Source organism: Methylobacterium sp. CM6247, assembly GCF_054817925.1.
Window position 1 is genome coordinate 70,377 of record NZ_JBTXKX010000003.1, and the last position, 21,213, is coordinate 91,589.

Annotated in this window: 19 protein-coding genes; 5 read left to right on the plus strand and 14 right to left on the minus strand. The window is 64.5% G+C overall.

Annotation, left to right across the window (positions count from 1 at the left end; translation table 11 throughout):
• Positions 1–169 precede the first annotated feature (169 nt).
• Genes ACYQOP_RS01195 through ACYQOP_RS01205 form a run of 3 tightly spaced genes read left to right on the plus strand, consistent with a single transcriptional unit; the run spans position 170 to position 2,870 of the window.
• Positions 170–1,711 (plus strand): TadE/TadG family type IV pilus assembly protein, encoded by a 1,542-nt coding sequence (locus ACYQOP_RS01195; protein WP_461220783.1) that lies wholly within the window; start codon positions 170–172, stop codon positions 1,709–1,711.
• A complete protein-coding gene (locus ACYQOP_RS01200; protein ID WP_311275047.1) occupies positions 1,708–2,292 on the plus strand; it encodes a TadE/TadG family type IV pilus assembly protein in 585 nt (194 codons plus the stop codon). Before ACYQOP_RS01195 ends, ACYQOP_RS01200 begins: the two co-directional genes overlap by 4 nt.
• Positions 2,293–2,318: 26 nt before the next feature.
• Positions 2,319–2,870: a TadE/TadG family type IV pilus assembly protein gene (locus ACYQOP_RS01205; protein ID WP_461220784.1), complete on the plus strand. Its 552-nt coding sequence runs from the start codon at positions 2,319–2,321 to the stop codon at positions 2,868–2,870.
• A gap of 52 nt (positions 2,871–2,922) precedes the next feature.
• On the opposite strand, the gene ACYQOP_RS01210 is transcribed toward ACYQOP_RS01205, so the two are convergent.
• From ACYQOP_RS01210 to ACYQOP_RS01220, 3 genes are all read right to left on the minus strand, one after another.
• Positions 2,923–4,092, minus strand: coding sequence for a M20 aminoacylase family protein (locus ACYQOP_RS01210; RefSeq protein ID WP_461220785.1), 1,170 nt, complete (start codon positions 4,090–4,092; stop codon positions 2,923–2,925).
• 140 nt (positions 4,093–4,232) lie between these two features.
• Positions 4,233–4,682: a Cu(I)-responsive transcriptional regulator gene (gene cueR / locus ACYQOP_RS01215; RefSeq protein WP_461220786.1), complete on the minus strand. Its 450-nt coding sequence runs from the start codon at positions 4,680–4,682 to the stop codon at positions 4,233–4,235.
• A complete protein-coding gene (locus tag ACYQOP_RS01220) occupies positions 4,679–7,156 on the minus strand; it encodes a heavy metal translocating P-type ATPase (protein WP_461220787.1) in 2,478 nt (825 codons plus the stop codon). The genes cueR and ACYQOP_RS01220 overlap by 4 nt, the downstream gene beginning before the upstream one ends.
• 132 nt (positions 7,157–7,288) lie before the next feature.
• Here ACYQOP_RS01220 and ACYQOP_RS01225 point away from each other — a divergent pair, with 132 nt between their 5' ends.
• Positions 7,289–7,519, plus strand: a complete 231-nt coding sequence (locus ACYQOP_RS01225; protein ID WP_246747866.1) for a hypothetical protein — start codon at positions 7,289–7,291, stop codon at positions 7,517–7,519.
• 10 nt (positions 7,520–7,529) lie between these two features.
• On the opposite strand, the gene ACYQOP_RS01230 is transcribed toward ACYQOP_RS01225, so the two are convergent.
• The 11 genes from ACYQOP_RS01230 to ACYQOP_RS01280 all read right to left on the minus strand — a co-directional run bounded on the left by ACYQOP_RS01230 (position 7,530) and on the right by ACYQOP_RS01280 (position 19,612).
• Entirely contained in the window at positions 7,530–8,798 is a 1,269-nt protein-coding gene (locus ACYQOP_RS01230; protein WP_461220788.1) for an ATP-binding protein, read from the minus strand.
• Positions 8,799–8,828: 30 nt separating this feature from the next.
• Entirely contained in the window at positions 8,829–9,887 is a 1,059-nt protein-coding gene (locus ACYQOP_RS01235) for a lysylphosphatidylglycerol synthase domain-containing protein (protein WP_207411564.1), read from the minus strand.
• A gap of 125 nt (positions 9,888–10,012) precedes the next feature.
• Positions 10,013–10,669 carry a uracil-DNA glycosylase gene (locus ACYQOP_RS01240; protein ID WP_461220789.1) on the minus strand — a complete coding sequence of 219 codons (657 nt, stop codon included), beginning with the start codon at positions 10,667–10,669 and terminating at the stop codon, positions 10,013–10,015.
• Positions 10,653–11,426 carry a PIG-L deacetylase family protein gene (locus ACYQOP_RS01245; RefSeq protein ID WP_461220790.1) on the minus strand — a complete coding sequence of 258 codons (774 nt, stop codon included), beginning with the start codon at positions 11,424–11,426 and terminating at the stop codon, positions 10,653–10,655. The genes ACYQOP_RS01240 and ACYQOP_RS01245 overlap by 17 nt, the downstream gene beginning before the upstream one ends.
• Before the next feature lie 2 nt (positions 11,427–11,428).
• Entirely contained in the window at positions 11,429–12,652 is a 1,224-nt protein-coding gene (locus tag ACYQOP_RS01250) for a glycosyltransferase family 4 protein (protein ID WP_461220791.1), read from the minus strand.
• A complete protein-coding gene (locus tag ACYQOP_RS01255) occupies positions 12,649–13,494 on the minus strand; it encodes a sugar phosphate isomerase/epimerase family protein (RefSeq protein ID WP_056431334.1) in 846 nt (281 codons plus the stop codon). The genes ACYQOP_RS01250 and ACYQOP_RS01255 overlap by 4 nt, the downstream gene beginning before the upstream one ends.
• The gene (locus tag ACYQOP_RS01260) at positions 13,491–15,077 is read right to left on the minus strand and encodes a YcaO-like family protein (protein WP_461220792.1); all 1,587 of its coding nucleotides are present in this window, start codon (positions 15,075–15,077) and stop codon (positions 13,491–13,493) included. Before ACYQOP_RS01260 ends, ACYQOP_RS01255 begins: the two co-directional genes overlap by 4 nt.
• 180 nt (positions 15,078–15,257) lie before the next feature.
• Positions 15,258–16,283, minus strand: coding sequence for a Gfo/Idh/MocA family protein (locus tag ACYQOP_RS01265; RefSeq protein ID WP_461220794.1), 1,026 nt, complete (start codon positions 16,281–16,283; stop codon positions 15,258–15,260).
• A complete protein-coding gene (locus tag ACYQOP_RS01270) occupies positions 16,283–17,467 on the minus strand; it encodes a class I SAM-dependent methyltransferase (protein ID WP_461220796.1) in 1,185 nt (394 codons plus the stop codon). The genes ACYQOP_RS01265 and ACYQOP_RS01270 overlap by 1 nt, the downstream gene beginning before the upstream one ends.
• 31 nt (positions 17,468–17,498) lie before the next feature.
• Positions 17,499–18,395, minus strand: coding sequence for a hypothetical protein (locus ACYQOP_RS01275; protein ID WP_461225145.1), 897 nt, complete (start codon positions 18,393–18,395; stop codon positions 17,499–17,501).
• A 23-nt stretch (positions 18,396–18,418) separates the two neighbouring features.
• A complete protein-coding gene (locus ACYQOP_RS01280) occupies positions 18,419–19,612 on the minus strand; it encodes an inositol-3-phosphate synthase (protein ID WP_461220798.1) in 1,194 nt (397 codons plus the stop codon).
• A gap of 316 nt (positions 19,613–19,928) precedes the next feature.
• Here ACYQOP_RS01280 and ACYQOP_RS01285 point away from each other — a divergent pair, with 316 nt between their 5' ends.
• Entirely contained in the window at positions 19,929–21,119 is a 1,191-nt protein-coding gene (locus tag ACYQOP_RS01285) for a transglycosylase SLT domain-containing protein (RefSeq protein WP_461220800.1), read from the plus strand.
• Positions 21,120–21,213 lie beyond the last annotated feature (94 nt).

The following is a 21,213-nucleotide window of genomic DNA, read 5'->3' on the forward strand; positions in this document are numbered from 1 at the left end:
CACTGCTACCGATAGTAGTATCTTGTCGAGCGCCGATTGTATCGACGGGCTCAAATTCTTCCGTTTAACTTACGAGTTGTTGACGCTCACATATCCTTATCTCTCGCCGACAGCCGTTGGCGGGAGAGATTTACTTTTCCATTAGAAAGTTCGTTCTACGCGTGGCTCTATGACGAGCCGAAGCGAACTTTCTGCAACGATCCTGCTGACGCGCTTCCGCCGGGATACCGACGGTGCGATCGCCATTTTCTTCGGCCTGCTCGCTGTTCCCCTGCTGATGCTGTCGGGATTGGTGATCGATTACGGCGTGAATTCGATGGCCCAACAGGGTCTTCAGGATGCCGCCGATTCAACAGTTATCTCGCTGCTCAAGCTCCCGGTGGCCACGACAACTGCCGAGCTTCAGACCAGGGCCGAGAACCAGATCAGGGCTGCCGCTCCCAGGTTGGTGGACGCCGACACGAAGGTCACTGTTGCACGGGTGGAGAATACGATCACCGTTTCGGTCATCGCCAAGAGCCCGACCAGCGTGACTAGGATCGCGGGCTATAATTCCTTCCCTGTCTCAGTCACGGCAGCAGGTATACGCGGGTCGGGCAATCTCGAGATCGCTCTCGTTCTAGACAATACCGGATCGATGAGCGGTTCGAAGATCACCAACTTGAAGGCAGCCGCTAACGACCTTGTCACGAGTCTGTTCAGAGAGGCCGATCCCGCTAAGCCCAACGCCCTGAAAATCGGAATCGTCCCGTTCTCGATGACCGTGAATGTCGGTCCATCGAATGCAACCCAGTCATGGCTCGATAAGGATGCGAAGGCCTCCTATCACTCGAGTATCTTTGTCTCCCCGGCGAACCGCCTGACCCTTTTCCGCCAAATGGGGGTCGCTTGGGGCGGGTGCGTCGAGAGCAGGCCAGCGCCCTACGACGTTCAGGATACACCGCCGTCGATCGCCAATCCCAATACCCTGTTCGTGCCCTTCTTCGCACCCGACGAATCCGACAAGGACTGGAACGCCGTCAACGATTACATGAGCGACTACACGACCACATCGACAGTGGCCGACCATCGGACGCGGCAGGGCCAGATCACAAAATATTCCAGGAATCCCATCTTACAAAAGGGCCGGATCAGCGACACCGTCCCCTATCGCTACGGGCCGAATTCCGGATGCGAGCTCCAGCCCATCACGCGCCTCACCACGGCACAATCTACGCTCACCAACGCGATCAACGCGATGACCATCGTCGGCGATACGAACATCGCTATGGGTCTGGTCTGGGGATGGCATCTGCTGTCGCCGAACGGCCCCTTCGCGGAGGGTGTGCCGTATGACGAAAAGAACACTCGGAAGTTCGTGATCCTGATGACGGACGGACAGAACGCTTCCTCTGTCAGCTCGTCCGCGAATGCATCGATCTATTCTGGCCTCGGCTTCAGCTGGCAAAATCGTATGTGGACCAATGCCAACACGACCGCGACCCGGACGGCTGCCATGAATGCACGGCTCTCAACCCTTTGCACGAACATAAAGAATGCGGGTATCACCATCTTCACGGTCCGCGTCGAGGTAACGGAAGGGGCCAGCGACATCCTCCGCAACTGTGCGAGCGGCACCGACAAGTTCTACGATGTCCAGAATTCCGCGACGCTGACCGACGCCTTCAGGGCTATTGGGTCGCAGATGAGCGAGATGCGGATTTCGCGATGAGGATCCGCTGGCCGTCACGCCTGCTTTCGCGCTCATTCCGGGATTTTCCAGGCAATCGTCGCGGCGTAACGGCGGTCGAGTTCGGGATCGTCGGTGTTCCGTTCTTCATGCTGCTCGGTGCGTTGATCGAAGGCGCCATGTTGATGGTCGCCCAGATCTCGTTCGACAACGCCCTCGATCGGGCGGCGCGGGCCGTCTTCACCGGCACGTTTCAGCAAGGATCCAACAGTAGTAGTCCAGCGATCCGGCTCATTCAGGAAATGTGTAGAGGTGCCACGCTGTTCGACTGCAGCACGGACAAGATCAAGATCGAGGTCACTGCCACGGAGAGCAGCAACACCCTCGTGACCTGCTCGCCCTACGATAATGTGAGCCAGTCGATAGCGACGGGCTTCGGAAAGAAGTTCGAGTGTCCCAACGGAGACGACATCGTGACGATCTGCGCGATCGCGGCGATACCTCGCTATTTTCCAACGTCGAAGCTGATGCTGCCGCCTCTCCCCAACAACGAGCAAATGATCCGTTCGATGGTGGTCTTTCGCGCGGAGCCATACGCGCAGGGAAAATGTCAGGCGAATTGATGCGGGCGATCATTCAGTGTCGACGGATGATCACCGACCAGTCGGGCGTTTCCGCCATGGAATTCGCCCTCATCGCCCCCGTGATGATTCTGCTTTTCATGGGTTCGATCGAGTTGCCGCGTGCTTACACGACAGGACAGCATGCCAATCGCGCCGCGCGTTCGATGGCGGATCTGATCTCCCGAACGACATTGACCACGACGGAGATAGAGGGCGTCTATAAACTTGGCCGCAACATCATGGCGCCCTACGACGCCAGCGGAGCAAAGATCGTCCTCACGGCGGCGGGCGTTTACCAGCAGAACGACGGATCCCTCATAGCCAAGGTCTGCTCGAGCACGGCGGTCAACGCCCCGAAATATGCAGCTTCCACGATCCTTGGTGCGCCACCCCCATCGGAAGCTACGAAGCGGGCTCGCTATGTCATCGCAAAGATGACGATCTCCTATAAGCCTGTCTTTCCTGTCTTTCCGGCGTTGACCTCCTTCTCGTTCGAGAAAGAAGTGACTTGGCCGGTTCGCGCCACCAACGGGAAGGAGATCATACTCCCCGGTGGCGTGCCCTGCCCCGCAACGTGACAGATCAATCGCAGTCCGTGGCGGCTGCGACGGCCTGCTGTCTCCGAGACGATCAGCGAGCTGGCAGCGCCGTCTCGATTACCCGAGCCCAGAGCGAGGCGCCGTACGGAATCGCGGCATCATTGAAATCATAATGCGGATGGTGGAGGCCTGCGCTGTCACCATTGCCCAGGAAGATATAGGCGCCGGGCCGGTGAGCCAGCATGTAGGAGAAATCCTCCGCCGCCATCATCGGCGCGACATCACGCTCCACTCGTTCCTCGCCTACGATGCCCGCCGCCACGTCGGCGATGAAATCCGCTTCGGCCGGGTGGTTCTCGGTCACCGGATATCCGCCGCTGTAATCCACGCGGGCGCTGGCACCGTAGGCGGCGGCGGTGTTCGCCACGATGGCGCCGATGCGCTCCTGCATGGTGGCGCGCACCGTCTTCGAAAGCGCGCGCATGGTGCCCCGCATGGTCACCTGCTGGGGCAGTACGTTGAAGGCATCGCCGGCTTCGAGGGCACAGACCGACACCACGCCACTTTCCAGCGGGTTGATACTACGAGCGACCACCGATTGCAGTGCGATCACGACATGGCTCGCCACGAGAACACTGTCGATGGCGAGATGCGGTTGCGCGGCATGGCCGCCGCGCCCTTCGATCGTGATGGTGAAGCGGTCGGTGGACGCCATGATCGGGCCGGGACGGATCGCGAAACGGCCGAGTTCCAGGCCTGGAATATTATGCAGGCCATAGACGGTCTCGACGCCGAAACGCTCCATCATTCCGTCTCGGACCATAGCTTCGCCGCCGCCGCCGCCCTCTTCCGCAGGCTGGAAGATCATCACTGCGGTCCCGTCGAAATCACGGGTCTCGGCGAGGTACTTGGCGGCGCCGAGAAGCATCGCGGTATGGCCATCGTGGCCACAGGCATGCATCCGCCCCGGCGCGGTGGAACGATAGGCCAGATCCCGCACCTCCTGGATCGGTAGCGCGTCCATGTCCGCGCGCAGGCCGATGGCACGGTTCGAACCGTGCGACCGCCCCCGGATGAGGCCGACGACTCCGGTGCGACCGATGCCGGTGGCAATCTCGTCGCAGCCGAAATCCCGCAGCTTGTCGGCGACGAAGCCGGCGGTGCGATGGACGTCGTATTGCAGCTCCGGATGGGCGTGGAGGTCGTGCCGCCATGCGGTGATCTCATCCGCCAGAGCTGCGATCCGGTCGACGATGGGCATGGTGTCACGTCTCTTCGCGCGTCTTGGCTCGTCTCGGGCAGAGCCTCCCGACCATAGCGCATCCCAGCAAAGGCGAGGCCATTTAGATCGATTTAAAAGGCTGCGGCCGACGGATCATGTGCAGAACGTGGCGCCAGGGGCTAGCGGGAGAGCGGCTTCGTCCGGCGAGGACTTCGTGACTGTGGCGAATGCTCTGCGGCGAGGTCATCGAGAATGGGGCAATCCGGCCGGGAATCACCGCTGCAATGATCCGCAAGCGACGTCAGGGTGCGAGCCATCGCCTCCAACTCGGCGATGCGGCGGCGCAGATCCGTCAGATGGTGCACGGCCAGGGCCTTCACCTGGGCGCTGGCACGTCCGCGATCCTGCCAAAGGGCGAGGAGGCCGGCGATATCCTCAACGGAAAAGCCGAGATCACGGGATCGGCGCACAAAGCGCAAGGTGTGCAAGTCGTTCTCGGCATAGAGCCGGTAACCGGAGGCCGTCCTGTCTGCCGGTGGCAGGAGGCCGGTCTCCTCATAATACCGGATCATCTTGGCCGAGACGCCCGTGGCCTTCGCCGCCTCGCCGATGGTGACGGAACCGCTCATCCCCGATCTCCGGCATGCCGGAGGCGAAGGGCGTTGGCGAGGACGAATACGCTCGACAGTGCCATGGCGCCCGCGGCCAGAACCGGCGACAGCAGGGGTCCGCCGAAAACGTAAAGCAGGCCCGCCGCCACCGGGATCAGGGCCACATTGTAGGCGAAAGCCCAGAACAGGTTCTGCGCGAGGTTGCGCATCACTGCACGCGAGAGCGCAATGGCGGAGACGATGCCGGATAGAGCACCCGCCATCAGCACCACGTCGGCGCTCTCCACGGCAATGTCGGTACCGGTCCCGATGGCAATGCCGATCTCGGCTTCGGCGAGGGCTGGCGCATCGTTGATACCATCCCCCACGAAAGCCACAGGTCCGAACCGGGCCCGCAAGGCTTGCACGGCCTCGACCTTACCGCCGGGGAGCACTTCGGCGGCGACCTCGGTGATCCCGAGCCTTGCCGCGACGCCGCTGGCAGCTCCCCGCGCATCACCCGTCACCATGGCGACGACCAAACCTTGTGCCTTGAGCGCCGAGACGGCCTCGGCTGCACCTACCTTGATAGGGTCGGATACGGCGACGAGGGCGGCGATCCGTCCCCCGATAGCGACGTAGAGGGGGCTTTTTCCCGTACCCTCCAGCCGGGATGCAGCTTCCGCCAGATCGGCCACGGAGATGCCGAGCCTGTCCATATGGCGTCGCGCACCGACGATGACTTTCCGCCCGTCGACGCTCCCCTCGACACCGTGGCCGGGTAAAGCCTCGAATCGATCTGGAGGAATGAGAGTAAGGCCCCGATTCAGAGCCGCATCGACGATGCTGCGCGCGACCGGATGCTCCGAGCGGGCTTCGACGGATGCTGCAAGTCCCAGCACTGTATCCGCCTCGAAGCCCGGTGCCACCACGAAGTCGGTGAGTGCGGGCTTACCCTCGGTGAGCGTCCCGGTCTTGTCGAAGGCGACGACCTTGGCGTCGCGGAGAGCCTGCAAGGCGGCACCGTTGCGGAACAGCACGCCCAGTTCTGCCGCACGCCCCGTGCCGACCATGATCGAGGTCGGCGTCGCCAACCCCATGGCGCAGGGGCAGGCAATGATCAGAACGGCGATGGCGTTCACGAGGGCGAAGCCGAGAGCGGGGCTCGGTCCGAATGCCAGCCACGCCAGGAACGTCACCAACGCAGCGCCGAGAACCGCCGGGACGAACCAACCCGTCACCCGGTCGACGAGAGCCTGGATCGGAAGCTTGGTGCCCTGCGCCGCCTGGACCATTGTTACAATCTGCGCCAGCACCGTTTGCGCGCCGATCGTGTCGACGCGCAGATCGAGGCTGCCATTGGTGTTCAGCGTGCCGCCCACCGTGCGGTCGCCTTCGTCCTTCGCCACGGGCACCGGCTCGCCGGTGATCATGCTCTCATCGACGAAGCTCCTACCCGCTACAACCACTCCATCCGCAGCCACACGTTCCCCCGGGCGGACTCGAACGATATCGCCGAGCCGCAAGTCAGCCAGGGGAATGTCGTCCTCGCGGCCGTCCCGCACGATTCGGGCCGTGGAAGGCGCCAGGGCGACCAGGCGTGCGATCGCCGCCCCCGTGCGCCCCTTTGCGCGGGCCTCAAGGACGCGGCCGAGGAGAATCAGGGTGACGATGAGAACGGAGGCCTCGAAGTACAGATGCGCCGTTCCCGGCGGCAGAATCTGGGGAGCGAGGACCGAAACCAGGGAGTAGACATAGGCCGCTCCCGACCCGAGAGCGACGAGGGCGTTCATATCGGGATGACCGTTCAATAGAGCGGGAATCCCTCGACGGAAAAAGCGCCGCCCCGGCCACGCCAGGACGAGCGTCGCCAGAACGGCCTGCACCATTCCGGCTGCGTCTCCGAAATGGGCATGGATCGCGTCGCCGAAGCCAGGGAGCAGATGTCCTCCCATGTCGAGGATGACGATGGGCGCCGACAGCACGACTGAGAAGATGAGATCCCGCCGAAGGCCGATGGTCTCGCGCTCTTGCCGGTTCGCCTGCGCGTCCCCTCCCCCGTTCTCGATGCCCGATGCGTCGTAACCGGCAGCGTTCGCGGCTTCGATGAGATCCGCGATCGTAATGACGCCGTCAGCATGGCGCACCGTCGCCCGCCCGGTGGCAAGATTCACGTTGGCCATCGTCACACCGGCGACGGCGCGAAGCGCGCGCTCCACGCGACCGACGCATGAGGCGCAGGATAAGCCACGGACAGACAACTCCGTCACCGCCTCCGGCACCTCGTAACCGGCCTTTCCGATGGCAGCGACGGCATGGGCAGGGTCGCCGTGGAGGATGAGGCTGGCCCGTCCGGTGGCGAGATTGACGGACACTTCCGATACGCCGGGAAGTGCGGCGAGCACCCGTTCGACGCGGCCGACGCAGGACGCGCAGCTCATGCCGGCAACGGGAAGAGTGAGACGACGTCCCGTGCCGGGACGCTGCCTCGGGGGAGCGATCACGTTATCCATGGACGACTATGTGGGGCTTCCCATCGTGGGAAGGTCAAGGCTGCGACGCATGGCTCATCACGTCGCGTGTGCATGGCGTCCGGGGCGTTTCCTTGTCATAGGGAGGCGATGATACAGCCTCTCGACACCTGCATGCGAACCCTGAGCGCGCTGATCACCTCCGACATCCCGGCGGGTGAGGCAGAGGCGAATGCCTGTATCGAGACCTATCTCGCGACGTTTCCCGGCCCGGCGAAGCAGGTGGCTGCTCTCAGCATGCTGGACCGTGCCGTCGACCAGCGCTTGAGCCCCTCGCCTTTCCTGCCTGTGCTGAAGGCCATCATTGAGGCGCAATATAGGCGCCTCGGCACCAGCCGGAACTGACCGACCCGGATCATCCGGTCGTCGACGCTCCTCCGGTCGATGGCTGTTCCGGGAGCAGGGCACGGACGGTCGTGCCCCGGTCGAGTTCGCTCTCGATGACGAGCCTGCCGCTGTGGCGATTGACGATATGCTTGACGATGGCGAGGCCGAGGCCTGTCCCGCCCTTCTGGCGGCTCGATGCGACATCGACCCGGTAGAACCGTTCGGTCAGGCGGGGAATATGCTCGGGCGCGATGCCGGGTCCGTCGTCTTTCACGCTCAGTGCGATCAGTGGTTTTCCGAATGCCGAGCGCAAGGTCCGTTCGAGGCCGACCACCACGTTGCCGCCGCCGTACTTGACCGCATTCTCTACGAGATTCTCGACCACGCGAGTGAGTTCGTCGCGTTCTCCTAGAACCGCATAGGCGGCGTCCGGCGCGTCGAGGGTGATGGTCACGCCGCGCTCGCGCGCTAGCGGCCCCTGCATATCCACCATCTGCCGCGCGATCTGACCGAGATCGACGATCTGTGTCGGCGGAACGTGCTCGCGCAACTCGATACGAGAGAGCGAAAGCAGGTCATCGACGAGGCGCGCCATGCGCTGTGCCTGGGTCTTCATGATGCCCAGGAATTTCTCCCTTGCGGGTGCATCGCCTTTAGCCGGCCCCTGCAGGGTCTCGATGAAACCCAGAAGTGAGGCGAGCGGCGTGCGAAGCTCGTGGCTGGCATTGGCGACGAAATCGACCCGCATCGCCTCGAGGCGACGCGCCGCTGTGAGATCGCGAAGGAACAGGACCACGTTGGGCTGTCCGCCCCCCGGCCCGTCCGGCATGGGCAGCGCGCCGATCTGAACCTCGAAGGCCCGTTCCGTCGGCACACGCGTCGTGTAGAGCGTCTTCAGCGGGGCGCCCGTGCGGAGCACCTCTTCGATCCCGTCCAGTACGTCTGGGGCTCTCAAGGCGAAGGAAAGCGGGTGCTTGACCTTCAATGCCGGCAGAAGCGTACGTGCTGCCGGATTGACTTCGATGACCACGCTGCGCCGATCCACAAGGATCACCGGATCGGGGATGTTCGCCAGCAGGGCTTCGGCGATGGAATGCCGCTGGCGAGCGGTTCTCTCCGGGAGAGCGACTGTTCGGGGCCGGCTCAGACTGCCGGCAAGGCCACCGGCGGCGATGGCAGCCGCTCCAAAGGCGATAGTAATGACATTGAGATCACCTTTGAGGGAAGCGGCCGAGGTCGTAATCGCGACGGCGATCCCTGCGCCGATCCAGGCCGATCTTCGCGCGCCCCGGGCCATCGCTTAGCGTTCCAGGATTGGAGACATTGCTTAGGACCCATCAGACGCGGAAGGAGACGATTCGCGCATACGCCGGACGATCTCGTAGAATCCGAGCATCGCCAGGGCGACGACGAAGGGAACGAGGTAGTAGCAAACCCGGAACAGCAGCAGCGAGCCGAGGACCTGATCTCGTGGCAGGCTCGACAGGGCGAGGAGGATCGTGGCCTCGAACACGCCGAGCCCGCCCGGCGCGTTCGAGGCGATACCCAACATGGCCGCTAGCACGTAGACGCCGACGAAAGTCGTGAAACCGATGGTCGAACCCGCCGGAAGCAGGACGTAGAGCGTGGCCGCTGCCGCGCAGACATCGCCAATGCCCACCACCATCTGGCTCATGGACACTGTGGCGCCGGGCAGTTCCAGGGACCAGCCTTTCACCCTCACGTGGCGGCGCTTGAGCGAGACCCAGCCGAGATAGCCGAACACCATGAGCAGGGCCGCAAAGCCAACACCCTGGTTGAGGCGTATGCTGGTAAAGGTCAGCGCCGCCAACTGTCCGGCCTCGGCGACGAGGCTGAGCCCGAGGACAACGCCCATGCCAAGCCAGAAGGTGAAGCCGGCGATAACGGTGAGCGCCGCGATCTTCGACGCACTCAACCCCTTCTTCGAGTAGATCCAATAGCGGATCGTCCCCGCTGTCAGGAGGGGGAACCCCAGGGTGAAGCTCACGGCGTAGCTGGTAAACGAGGCGAGCGCGGTCGTCCTGTAGGGGACTTTGATCTTGAGTTGGCGGAGTGCGAGAGCGTCGTAGCAGGTGAGGAAGAGATAGCTCACCCCGACGAACAGGAAGGCCAGGCCGAGCTGTTCACCGGTCGCCGCCGTCAAAGCCGCGTGCAATTCGGCCCAGGTGACCTGCTGAGAGAGCTTCCACAGCACGCCGAGCGACACGGCGAAGATGACGATGCTGGCAGCGGTGCCCAGCCAAGCGTATCGGTTCTTGTAGGAGCGCTTGGGCACGGGCGGCGCGCAATCTTCGGCCTCGGACGTCGCCAAGGCGCTGGCCGCCTCGGACTCGGCGCGCCGCTGATGCTCTCCCGCAAAATTCATGTCGTCGGCGTCCGCCTCCGCCGGCCTTCCCGACCAACCTCGACGGCGGCGTGGAACGGGACCGAGCTTTTGCCGGACCGCGGCCCGTGACCCGGCATTTAGGGTCTTTGTGTCCGGAAGGCCAGTCATCTGCCCTCTTGAGTTGGTGACGAAGAGATCCCCCGCAGGATCGCAGCTGCCTCGCTAAGCCCGATAGCGATCCGTTGGGCGACCTCTGGCGACGTGCAAACGTAGGTTGGGCTCGGATGCGGGACGGCGATGAGCGGTATCACCGGCCGCAGGCGCCGGAGCGTTTCACGCGACAGACCAGCAACACGGCCGGCGAGGACAACGACCTCGAGTGCCGGAAGCATCTCGATGAGGGAAGCGAGATAGGTGGTGGCCGTCGCAATCTCGGCTTTCCGTGGAGCACGGTTGACGGCTCCCGGCGCGTGGATGACCCAGGGTACTGCGTTCCAGATGAGGCTCTCGCGCCGAGCGATGCCAGCCTCCGCCATGAAGCGGAACAGGTTGGCGGCGGTCCCGGTGGGGTTGTCACGGGAGACGAAGCCGGTACGGCCGATGCCGGGGCCCGGTGTTTCGAGGAGAAGGAGGAGCCGCGCTTCCGTACCGCCATCGAGTGGATCGGGATCCGGCACCTCCGCCGATCGTTCGATGGCGATCGAGTGCGCCAGGCGGCGCAGGGGAATGAAGCGATCAGCCTCCAGGAGTGAGCGGCGGATAGCGACCTGCTCCGGATCGGCCAAGCTCTTGGGCCGGGTCGGTTCAGGAAACGGTAGCATGATCCTCGAACAACACGGCGACTTGCTGGGGGAGCACGCCCGCGAGTCGGAACCGCTCTGACCGTGCCTCGTCTGCGAGCCGGCGCAGCAGACCCTCGACGCCGCCGAACTGGTATCCGAGTTGGGTGGCGTAGGCAGCGCAGGCGAGCGCCTTCTTCTCTTCCGCGCTCGCACAATAGTGAACCGCGTGCTCGGGCAATTTGGCGAAGCGGGCCCCAAACGGCTCCTGCGGCTGCGTATGACGCACCGTGTAGGGGAAATCCCGCCACCACAGGATGGGCGCATCCCCCGCCACGTGACCAATGGCCCGGACTAGCTGGACGTGATCGACATGGCCGCCCACGGATTGAGGGGCGAATATGAGATCGGGCGACACGTCTTTGATAAGTGCGGAGACCGCATCGGCGAGCGCACCGACGATGTCATCGTCATCCCTTGGAGCGGCAAAAAGGTCAGCGGGCGCGCCGTAACCGCGATGGGGGGCCTCGCGGAACGGGAGATGCAAAGGAGGAGCGATGCCGAGCGCCTCTGCTGCTCGTCGATCCTCGGCCCGCCGAAGCGACATGTAGTCGACCTCCGGACCTAGACCCTTGTCGGTCTGGCAAGCGAGCGCGAAGCCTTTGGGATCGGGGACGGAGGCGGTGAAGATCGTCGCCATTAGGATCGCCCAGCCGGCATCGGCCAGCGTTGCCAGAGTGCCGCCACAGGAGAAGGCGGCGTCATCAAGATGAGGCGAGAGTGCGAGGGCGACGGGCATGGTCAGAGCAGATGCGGTTCTGCGCGGAAGCGGCAGTTCGGATCGTGTGGCAGAACCTCATCGAACGTCGTATGCGGCCGCTGGCCGACCACTTCGGCATAGATGTCCATGATCTGGCGACCGACGGCGGTCCAGGAATAGACGCGGCGGCATTCATCGAGCCCGTCCGCTGCAAGCCGCTGGCGCAAGCTCTTGTCCTCGATGACGCGCTGAAGCGCATCCGCCAGAGAAGCCACGTCGCCCGGCTGTACCAGGAGGCCGTTTTCGCCGTCGCGCAGGCAGTCGGACACGCCCACCGCATGGGTGGAGACCACGGCGAGCCCCGCCGCCATGGCCTCGAGGATCGTGTTGGAGAAACCCTCCGCATAGGTCGGCGAGATGAAAACATCCGCCTGGCGGTAGAGGTCGGGTACGGTGTCGTAATCGGCGTAGCCGGTGAAGCGGATTTCGGCCTCGGAAAAGTTCAATTCAGCGGCGCGTGCCTTCGAGGAATCCACGTCCGGCCCGATGCCGGAGATCGTCGTCTCGAGCGGGACTCCGCGCGCGCGCAACAGACCCAGGGCGTCGATGAAGTCGAGCACGCCTTTCCGGCGATCAACACGACCATGATAGAACAGTCGAACCGGGCCCGCATGTCCGGCGGCACCGGGTGTGAAGCGCGCAGTGTCCACGGCGCCCGGCACGATCGTGAAACGGTCCGGGTCGGAACCCAGTCGATCACAGACCTCCTCGACGAAGGAGCGCCCACCGATGAGGAGGGCGTTGGCATGGGCCAGCACCTCGCACATGGCGATACGATGGGTCTCGCAACAGGAGCCGACCCAGTGGCCATCGCCCCCCTGGATCGAGACCACGTTGGGAATTCCGATCCGCTTCGAAGCGAGTAGCGTCGCCCAGCCGGTCGGATAGCCGTATTGCGCATGGAGCACGTCGAACGGCCGTTCGCGGTGCTCTGACACGATGGTCTCGACCATCGTGTCGATGTCGCGCTCGAAATCGCCGTTCGTCTGCTCGCCCACCTGTTCGAGGCCGATGACGCGTACGCCCGGCACGGATGGCGGTGGCCCACCGCCATAGACACGAGTGCCGAACGCGTCGCCCCGGTACTGGCTGACCATCGTCACGTCATGGCCGGCGGCCACGAGTTCGCGCAGAAGGTTCTGCGCGTAGACGCTCATGCCTGAGATCGCCGGAAAATAACGGCGGCTGACGAAGCAGATCCTCACGCGCTTACCTCGGCTTTGTGGTTGCGGCAGGTCCGCAGGTAATCGAGCGATATCGGCACCATCACATCGGCGCGGTGGCTCTCGCGGGAGAGTTCGACGCAGACGAGGCGCTGGAATCCGATGCCGTCGAGGGCGTCGAGGACGCTCGGGACATCCATGTCGCCCTCGCCGAAGGGCAGATGGATATGCTCTCCGCGCGCCATGTCCTCGATCGCCACGGTGCCGATGCGGTCGGCGAATTCCGCTACGGCCAGGGCCGGGTCTCGCTCGCCCGTGACGAGGCAATGACCGGTATCGAGAGCAAGCCTGAGGCCTTCGATTTTCAGGTCGGCAAAATCGTCGAGGGTCTCGATCAGCATGCCCGGCTCGGGCTCCAGGCAGGCGACGATACCCTGCTCTGCTGCATAGGCGACGATCTCGGCGATGCCCTCGCCGAGCCAGAGCCGGGCCTCATCACGATCGATGCCGGGTTTGGGCACGCCGGCCCAGAACGAAACCGCTTCGGAATGCAGGATGACGGCGATGTCCACCGCGCGCTTCAGGAAACCGATGCGCCTCGCGCGGCCGGAAGCGTCGCCGCTTACCAAGGTCGGCTCGTGCTTGGCCTTGGGGTCGAGGAGGAAGCGGGCACCCGTCTCGATGACGCTCCCGAGGCCGAGCCTTTGAAGGCGGCTCGACAGGCGCTGGGCCTCCTGGATCCAATTCTCCGAGAACGGATCGAGATGATGGATGTCGAGGGTGAGCGCCACGCCCTGATAGCCGGCATCGGCGATGAGATCGATGGCGTCGTCCAGGCGATGGTTGGCCGTACCGTTGGTATTGTAGGCGAAGCGCAGGCTCATGCGGCGCGTCCCTGCTGCTCGAGACGGAACGGCGCGTGGTGCGATTCCGGCTCGCGATAGAGCGGGTAATGGCGCCCGACGATTTCGTCTGCCAACGCGACGTTGAAGAGCGGCTGGCCGCCGAGACGCTCAATCGCTTCGGGCGTAAGCCGCACGGGCAGCCTCGTTTCGCTGGGCTCGCCGAATGAAATCAGCGGATGATCCCGCTCGATGAGCTTGGCGGTGTTGCGCTCGCCGATGCGGTGATAGCTCATCGTCTCGACCTCCAGCCCTGGCACGATCGCCTTGACCACGCCGACGCCGCCGCCCGGCGGCGAGCAATCGACATAGAGAACGTCGAAACCCGACGCTTCGAGACGTTCGCGGGCGATGCGGCCGCGAGCATGGCCATCCGGTGCCGGGGCGGTCGGCAGATCGGTGAAGGCCTTCGTGCTTCGCTCGGAATAGACACTGTCCTTCAGGACGTCGCGCAGGCCCTCAGGCGGCAGGACGATCCATTCCAGCATTGCCCTCAGGGCACGGCTCTCTTCCAGATCGAGGCTCGGCAGTGCCTTCTGGATGAAAGCCTGGACGTAGCCCGGCGGCGTCACCCGCTCGGCGAAGCTCAGTGGACCATGCCCGAAGGCCTTACGAACGCGGGCCGCCTGGAATTCAAGGAGTGCCTTGCGGAGGGCCCGCTCGCGGTCCGGGTCGCAGGCTTCGCCACAGGCAGAGAGGGCGACGGGGACCGGCGCATCGGCGGGATTCCTGTCGTAGCCGACGACATAGATGTTCGTGAGACCGAACTGGTCGGTGGCGAATTTCGGCAGCGCGCGGATACCGAGATCGTCGAGACGGTCGAGCATCGCCCTGTTCTCGGGACCGATCCCGTCGAGATCGAGCATGACGCCCTGGTCGAGGGCGCGGAACAGCAATCCGTTGCCGTCACGCTGAAGTAGTTCGAGCAGGCCGTGGCCCAGGGCGAAATCGACGTCCGGCCCGGCGCCGAGGCCGTTCGTGATCAGGTTGGTGAAAGGCTTGTAGCCTTCCGACAGCTCGAAATAATCGGTGGCCGCGATGTCGAGGGGCATCAGCACGGTTTCGCCGGTGCGCGGCCGGACGCTCGGCGTCCATTCCAGAACCGTGTCCCGGCTGACCGGGGAACCGGCTGGCAGGCACAGGGTGAGCGGGTCCGCCACCGCCGCGGCGCCAAACACCTTGGCGAGGTCGTTGTAGGAGCCCCGTTCCTTCTTACGCGGCATCACCGCGAGCGACGGCATCAGATTCTCGGCGATCTCCGCGACCGCGCCGATGAGCGCCTCGTCATCGGTGGCGCCGTAGCCGATGCCGCTCGGCATGGCGCCGATAAAGAACGGATCGTCGAGGAACAGCGAGACGAACCAGACCGGAATACCCGTGCGGTCGAGAGGGGCCAGAGGGAAGCCGACGATGCGCCCCTTCGGAAGAATGTCGAGATAGGCACGCACCGGCTCGGGCAAAGACGCTGGCAGACCCTCGATGATGCGTGGCCCGCCGTAGGTGTAGGGACGGGGGGCCTTGATGCGCGGATCACGCGCCCTGGCGTCCTGGTCGTGTTCGCTCACGTCGATCGTCCCTCAGGTTCAGGTAATTCCAACCGCCGACCTCACCCCGCAGTGCCCCAGCTAAGCTGCGATTTCGAAAGGGCTCCCAGAGCCGAGGGTGATCCTGGGAAAAGTCCTTCGAAGCAGCTTGGCAGCACCTTCAGGATGAGACCACGTTAGGAAGAAGGGTTGCGTCCCGATCTAGTCCTCGTTGACCCGGGCACTCCGACAGCCGGCATAAGCCCGCGTCAGCAGCCGCATCGTGTGGAGGTCGCGCTCAGCGCTGTATGCGTCGCGCTCGGCGGGTCGGCGCAGGGCAGAGCCGAAGGCACGGACCTGTTCGAGAAAGGGCGAGGCCTCGGCATCGAAGGCGACCCGCTCGGTCTGCCCACTCGCACCATCGGTGATGAAAAGTGTGCCCCCGGCCACCTGTCCCATCGTATCGACAGCCGTGAGCGCGCCACCGGTGCCAATGACTTCGAGACGGCGACGCGGCAGGGCATCCGGGCAATTATAGGCGACGTGCAGGTTGGCGAGGATGCCGGAGCCGGTGCGGCCGATGAGGAGCGCGCCGTCGTCGACAGCGTAGTCCTGTGCCCTTGCCTGCGTCAGAGCGGCGATATCCTCGATCGACTCATCGAGAAGAAAATCGACGAGATCGATGCCGTGAGGAGCCAGATCCATGAGCGCGCCGCCGCCCGCTTTGAGCGGGTCGATACGCCAATTGTCCTGGCCGGCGAACGAGGTCCAAGCCCGATCGAGCCAGCAGGCATAGACGATGCGCATGGTGGTCACGGCGCCGACGCGCCCGTCGCGGATCGCGGTGCGCATGGCCCGGTGGGCCGGATGATGGCGCTGGTCGAAGGCCGTGCCGTAGAAGATGCCACCATTTCGCACAGCCGCGACCATGGCCTCGGCATCGGAGAGCGAGGCCGCCATCGGTTTCTCGCACAGCACGGCCTTGCCCGATGCCGCCAAGGCCTCGACCGCCTCACGGTGGAGGTGATTGGGGGTCGCCACATAGACGGCCTCGACCTCCGGCTCGGCCAGCAATCCGGCCAGGTCAGGATGAGCACGCGCGCCTTCTCGCTCGGCAGCGGCGCGCGAAGCTTCTCCGGGATCGGACACGGCCACGAGCCGATGACCCGCAGCGCGGATGCCCGGAGCCATGTAATCCCGTGCCACCCAGCCGTAGCCGACGATGCCCCATCCGATGGAATCACCCATCACCAGCGCTCCGGCAGGTCGACGAATTCACGGCGGCGGACACGATCCTCGTGCGGCGATTGCTCGCCCCCGACCCAGTCGAGGGTCTCCGGGCCTTCCGAGCGAAGCGGATAGGTGACCCTGGGGGCATATTCGGCCTCGTAGCGATCCGAGGGCCATGCGACCACGTAGCCGCCGGAAGGATCGGGCTCATAGAGGGGGTTCAACCGGAGCGACGTCCCTTCATGGGGCCATGTCAGTCCGTCGAGGATGGCGCGGGGTGCAGGCCGCATCCCCGCACCGGCGACCACCGAGAACGCTTCCACGTGGCGAAGGTCGGACGGCCGCTGTGGCGAGGGCGCGCGCTTCTCCACGAGGGCACGGGTGAGTTCGTCGTCATCATAGACGAGGGCATCGGGAAACAGGTCCTCGATCTCCTCGGCCGAGACCGCGCGACCGGCCGAGAAGCCGGGCCGCTCGGCATTGTGAATGTGGCTGAGAACGAGCCAACCATCGTCGCCAGCATTGTGGCGAAGGCATTCGAGAATGCCGGGCTTGTCATCGAGGAAGTAGAAAGCGTCGTTGCACACGACGAGATCGACGGGTGCGCCGGGGATCGGCCAGTGCGGTGACGCAGCATCGAAACAGACGAGCTGCGCCCTCTCGCCGACGACCCAGTGCCGGGCGACCCAGAGCTTGGCGAAAACGACATCGGCCCCGGCCACCTTGACGCCGCGCATCTGCATCTCGCGCAGGTAATGGCCGATGCCGCAGGCAAATTCGAACGCGCAGACGGGGTCGTTCCAATGCGCTTCGAGTAACGTCAAGCCAGCGAGAAAGGTCGGATCGGTCCAGCGATGCAGGAAATAGTCGCCGACTCTGCCCCAGCCGAGCAACCGCACTGCGTCCCGCAGGCTCGCCCTGTCGCGATCTCGCACAAGAGCATGAAGATCGAGGGGATCTGCTGGCGGGCCGGTCCACCAATCGTCCTGATCGGCGAGCAGACCCTCCAGTGCCAGCTCGTGTTTATCCCGATCGAGCAGGTCCAGCGTTGCGCCCAGAAGCTCCAAGCGGCCAATTCGCAGATAGGGAATCCCGTCGATGACCGGCCAGCGCTCACCGGTGACGACGTCGCGGAGGGAATGCGGCGTATCGGCTTTGAGCGCGTTCCCCGTCTCCGGGGAAAGGAGGTCGAACGGGATCATCTGTGATGTCCCGTCATGCGGCGACGAACCATCACGGGATCCGCATGTCCCTGAGGACCCGGTCGTGGAAGCCCTTCACCGGACCGGCATGGACCAGTTCCATCTCCACCAGCACGGTGTCCATGGTCAGCGATGCGGCCCTAAGGTGCTGTGAAATCTGCAGAACCCGGTCGATGCAATCGGCGGCGTGGAAGGCGCGACCCTCCGCCGTCGCATCGTCGGGCAGGATGGCGCGCGCACGCTCCACCGTCTCGCGCAAGGGGGCGTCCAACTCGTCGAGTGCCCATTGGGTGGTCCGCGCCATGATCGGAGCGAGGTGGTCGCCGAGCAGCATTTCGCCGGTGAAGCCGGCGTCGGGCATTGCCGCGTTGTGGAAGTGGTGGCTCATGGCCGCCAGGAAAACCAGTGTGGGATCAGCCCGGTAAAAGGGGCTGAGGACGACGCCGTAGACCGCCACCATCAGGCAATGTTCGGCATGGTTCTCGGGCGGCTCGAGCAGGATGCGAGGCTTGCCCGGACAGGTCACGCCGGCGCGCGGCTGGTGGCTCAGTGCCGCCACGAAGGCGGGCAAAGGACCGCCATGCAACCCCTCGTTCGAGCGCAACGCGACGGCCAGACGCCGCTTCAGTTCGGGGTCGACCGTTGCGGTGACGGCGTCGAGTCCGGACGTCAGAACGTCGCCGATTTCCGCCTCGTCGAGACCGGCGGAGGCGAGAAAAGCGGCGTCGAGGTCGCAGAGCCGGGAGGCCGCGAGCGCCTTGGCGGTGATGTCGATGGTAACCGTCTCAGGATCGGCGCCGCCCGTCAGCGCCGACCACCCTTGGGCGAACAGCCGCTCGGCAATGGAGCCGATACGGCCGGCGGAATGCACGCGCTTGAGGTCGTTGAGTTCGACGAACAACTCGCGCAGCGCGAAGGGGGCGGCCATGCCGCCCCCCGTATCGGACGTGATCATTGCTGGCCGCCGAGCCACTCGAGCAGCATGTGCTGCTGCTTGCCGAAATCGTGCTCGGGTCCGTGGCCGTTGGCGACCATGGGCGCCTTGAAGAACGAGGAGAGTTGCTCCTGCGGGCCGCTCTCGCCGCGCTTCTTGGCGAGGTCGAGCACGCGAGCGATCTCGATCACCAGGGGGGCTGCCAGGATGGAATCCTTGCAGAGGAAGTTGACCTTGATCTGCATCCGCTGACCGAGGAAGCCGGTGACGTCGATATTGTCCCAGGCTTCCTTGTCGTCACCGCGCGGACGGTAATAGTGGATGTGGACCAGATGGTCCTCGACCGGATAGCCGAGGATCGAATCCAGCACCGTACCCTTGGTGTTGAGCTTCGACTGGAGCGAATCCTTGTCGTTCAGGGCGAGACCGTCGCGGTTGCCGAGGATGTTGGTGGAGAACCAACCATCCACGTGGAGGGCGCGAGCCTTGAGGGCCGGCGCCAGGACGGTCTTCATCATGGTCTGGCCGGTCTTACCGTCCTTGCCCGCCAGCGGCACGCCGTTCTCGCGGGCGAGTTCGAGCAGGGCCGGGATGTCTGCGGCCACGCTCGGGGTGAAGTTGGCGTAGGGCACGCCGCTCTGGATCGCCGCATAGGCGTAGAGCATCGCCGGGCTGATCGCCTCGTCGCTGGTATCGAGACCCTTCTCGAAAGCTTCGCGGGAGTTCAGTGCGGGCGCATCCAGGTTGGGCCAGCGTTCCGTGGAGGCGAGGTTGATCACGACGACTTCGTCGAGATTGCTCTCCAGCCGAAAACGACGAAGGTCGTTCGCGATGACGGAGACCGCCTCGCGGTGATCGGCGGCGACGATGCGGTTGGCACCCTCGATGTTCTTGCAGAACTTGGCGCTGCCGACAGCCGGCCAGGGCTTGATGCCCTTCAGCACCTGGGCGCCGTTCTCGATATCCTGCTTGGTGAGCACACCGTGGCCGGTGGCGGCGGAGGCGAGATCGTCGTCGTTGAGATCCCAGCCGCCGAAGACGAGATCCTTGTAATCGGCCAATCCCGCGACCGAGAGACCCGCGAGGGGCAATCCGTCGAGGCGGTTCGAGCCAGATTTGATCATCTCGATGCCGGCGATGGCGGTGGTGGCGACGGCGCCACCCATACCGACGAAGGCAACGCCGACGCGGCGACCGGTCTGCATGCTCATTGGAAAAAGGCTTCCTTCAATGGGTCCATCGGGGCGTGTCTCGTCGATATTTCGAGATCGCCCTCTGGGACCATCGTAACTGGGCTACGGAGCCTTCGTTCCAACCCCGGCCAGAATGCCTTTTTGACGCGGCCACGCTGAACCGCGCCCGAACGATTACTTAAAATATCGTTAAATCATAGCCTTAACCGTTCCTTAAGCGTGCCACGCTTGAATCACGGAGCTGTCCCATTTTGGTCACAGCTCCCAGCGAGATGTCCGCTCGCTGAACTGATCGAAGCCGCGTCCTAGAACGCCGCGGCACGAACAAGGAACAATGATGGGGCTTTTCCCGGAGCCGGCGCATCGCGCCGACGACGCGTGCCGTCTCGTGCCTAACGAGACCCTGGATCGTGACGAGACGGTGGCTTGGCTGAAGCCCGGCTCCCTTCGCGGCAGGAAGAAGGCAAGCGCCACGGTATCGGCAAAAATCACCATCGCGAAGATCGCGATCGGCCTGCTGCTCGGCTCAGGTTTGCCGCAGAGCGCACTGGCGCCGGCAGCGACCGCCCATGACCGCATCGACATCCGCGCCTACGTCGCCAACGATTTCGCGGCGGCCACAATCGACAAACCCACGGATTGGGATGGGGTTCCCCTCCTCGACCAGGAACCTGCGACGGCCAGCCTGATCGAGAACGACCTCGCCTCGCTTCCCCAGAGCCGCGAGAGCGACGGCCGGGACGTGCTTCGGTTCGGCGACATGAATGTGCCGCGCGACATCGTCGAGACAATCCTGAAGGCGTCGTCCGAGACCGGGGTCGATCCGGTCTACATGATGGCGCTGGCCGACAAGGAATCGAGCTTCTCGACCACTGTGAAGGCCTCGACCTCTTCGGCCGAGGGCCTGTTCCAGTTCCTCTCCGCCACCTGGCTCGAACTGGTGCGGACCTATGGCGCCCGTTACGGCTATGAGACCGAGGCCAACGCCATCACCGGCCGCGGCAGCGCGATCACGATCCAGGACGAGGCCACCCGCACCCGCGTGCTGCGCCTTCGGCAGGACCCCTATGTGGCGGCCCTGATGGCCGGCGAGCTGATCAAGCGCGACCGTGCCCGTATCGAGCAGCGCATCGGCCGCGAACTGAAGACCTCCGAACTCTATCTCGCCCATTTCCTCGGGACGTCGAGCGCCGGCAAGTTCCTGACGCTGAGCGACGACAACCCGGACCTCGTGGCCAAGCAGGCTTTCCGCGCCGCAGCCCGCGCCAACCGCAGCCTCTTCACCGCGAAGGCCGGCAAGCACCGCCGCAGCCTCACCGTCGCTGAAGTCCGCGAGCGTCTCGGCGACATGATCGACCGACGGCTCGACCAGTATGAAGGCGTCACCGCCCTGGTCGGCACCCAGGACGTCACCCCGGAGACGAACAGCGATCCGAGCCAGGCCTCGGCCCTCCTCGATGCGAGCCTGCGCGTTTCGGCCCCGACCGGGCGGATGCAGGTCACCGAGGCCTTGCCGAGAGAATAAAGCTTCGGCCGAGATTCGTCGCTCGGGCGGCGAACCGGGCCGCTGAATCGGAGTGATGCCGCTGGGGGTCCGAACGCAGGCCAGCGCAGTAGGC

What these genes read in the sequence shown, in the direction of transcription:
- ACYQOP_RS01195 (WP_461220783.1), top strand. Translation starts at nt 170, where the DNA reads ATGACGAGCCGAAGCGAACTTTCTGCAACGATCCTGCTGACGCGCTTC.
- ACYQOP_RS01200 (WP_311275047.1), top strand. Translation starts at nt 1,708, where the DNA reads ATGAGGATCCGCTGGCCGTCACGCCTGCTTTCGCGCTCATTCCGGGAT.
- ACYQOP_RS01205 (WP_461220784.1), top strand. Translation starts at nt 2,319, where the DNA reads ATGATCACCGACCAGTCGGGCGTTTCCGCCATGGAATTCGCCCTCATC.
- ACYQOP_RS01210 (WP_461220785.1), bottom strand. Translation starts at nt 4,092, where the DNA reads ATGCCCATCGTCGACCGGATCGCAGCTCTGGCGGATGAGATCACCGCA.
- cueR (WP_461220786.1), bottom strand. Translation starts at nt 4,682, where the DNA reads ATGAGCGGTTCCGTCACCATCGGCGAGGCGGCGAAGGCCACGGGCGTC.
- ACYQOP_RS01220 (WP_461220787.1), bottom strand. Translation starts at nt 7,156, where the DNA reads ATGGATAACGTGATCGCTCCCCCGAGGCAGCGTCCCGGCACGGGACGT.
- ACYQOP_RS01225 (WP_246747866.1), top strand. Translation starts at nt 7,289, where the DNA reads ATGCGAACCCTGAGCGCGCTGATCACCTCCGACATCCCGGCGGGTGAG.
- ACYQOP_RS01230 (WP_461220788.1), bottom strand. Translation starts at nt 8,798, where the DNA reads ATGGCCCGGGGCGCGCGAAGATCGGCCTGGATCGGCGCAGGGATCGCC.
- ACYQOP_RS01235 (WP_207411564.1), bottom strand. Translation starts at nt 9,887, where the DNA reads ATGAATTTTGCGGGAGAGCATCAGCGGCGCGCCGAGTCCGAGGCGGCC.
- ACYQOP_RS01240 (WP_461220789.1), bottom strand. Translation starts at nt 10,669, where the DNA reads ATGCTACCGTTTCCTGAACCGACCCGGCCCAAGAGCTTGGCCGATCCG.
- ACYQOP_RS01245 (WP_461220790.1), bottom strand. Translation starts at nt 11,426, where the DNA reads ATGCCCGTCGCCCTCGCACTCTCGCCTCATCTTGATGACGCCGCCTTC.
- ACYQOP_RS01255 (WP_056431334.1), bottom strand. Translation starts at nt 13,494, where the DNA reads ATGAGCCTGCGCTTCGCCTACAATACCAACGGTACGGCCAACCATCGC.
- ACYQOP_RS01265 (WP_461220794.1), bottom strand. Translation starts at nt 16,283, where the DNA reads ATGGGTGATTCCATCGGATGGGGCATCGTCGGCTACGGCTGGGTGGCA.
- ACYQOP_RS01270 (WP_461220796.1), bottom strand. Translation starts at nt 17,467, where the DNA reads ATGATCCCGTTCGACCTCCTTTCCCCGGAGACGGGGAACGCGCTCAAA.
- ACYQOP_RS01275 (WP_461225145.1), bottom strand. Translation starts at nt 18,395, where the DNA reads ATGGCCGCCCCCTTCGCGCTGCGCGAGTTGTTCGTCGAACTCAACGAC.
- ACYQOP_RS01280 (WP_461220798.1), bottom strand. Translation starts at nt 19,612, where the DNA reads ATGAGCATGCAGACCGGTCGCCGCGTCGGCGTTGCCTTCGTCGGTATG.
- ACYQOP_RS01285 (WP_461220800.1), top strand. Translation starts at nt 19,929, where the DNA reads ATGATGGGGCTTTTCCCGGAGCCGGCGCATCGCGCCGACGACGCGTGC.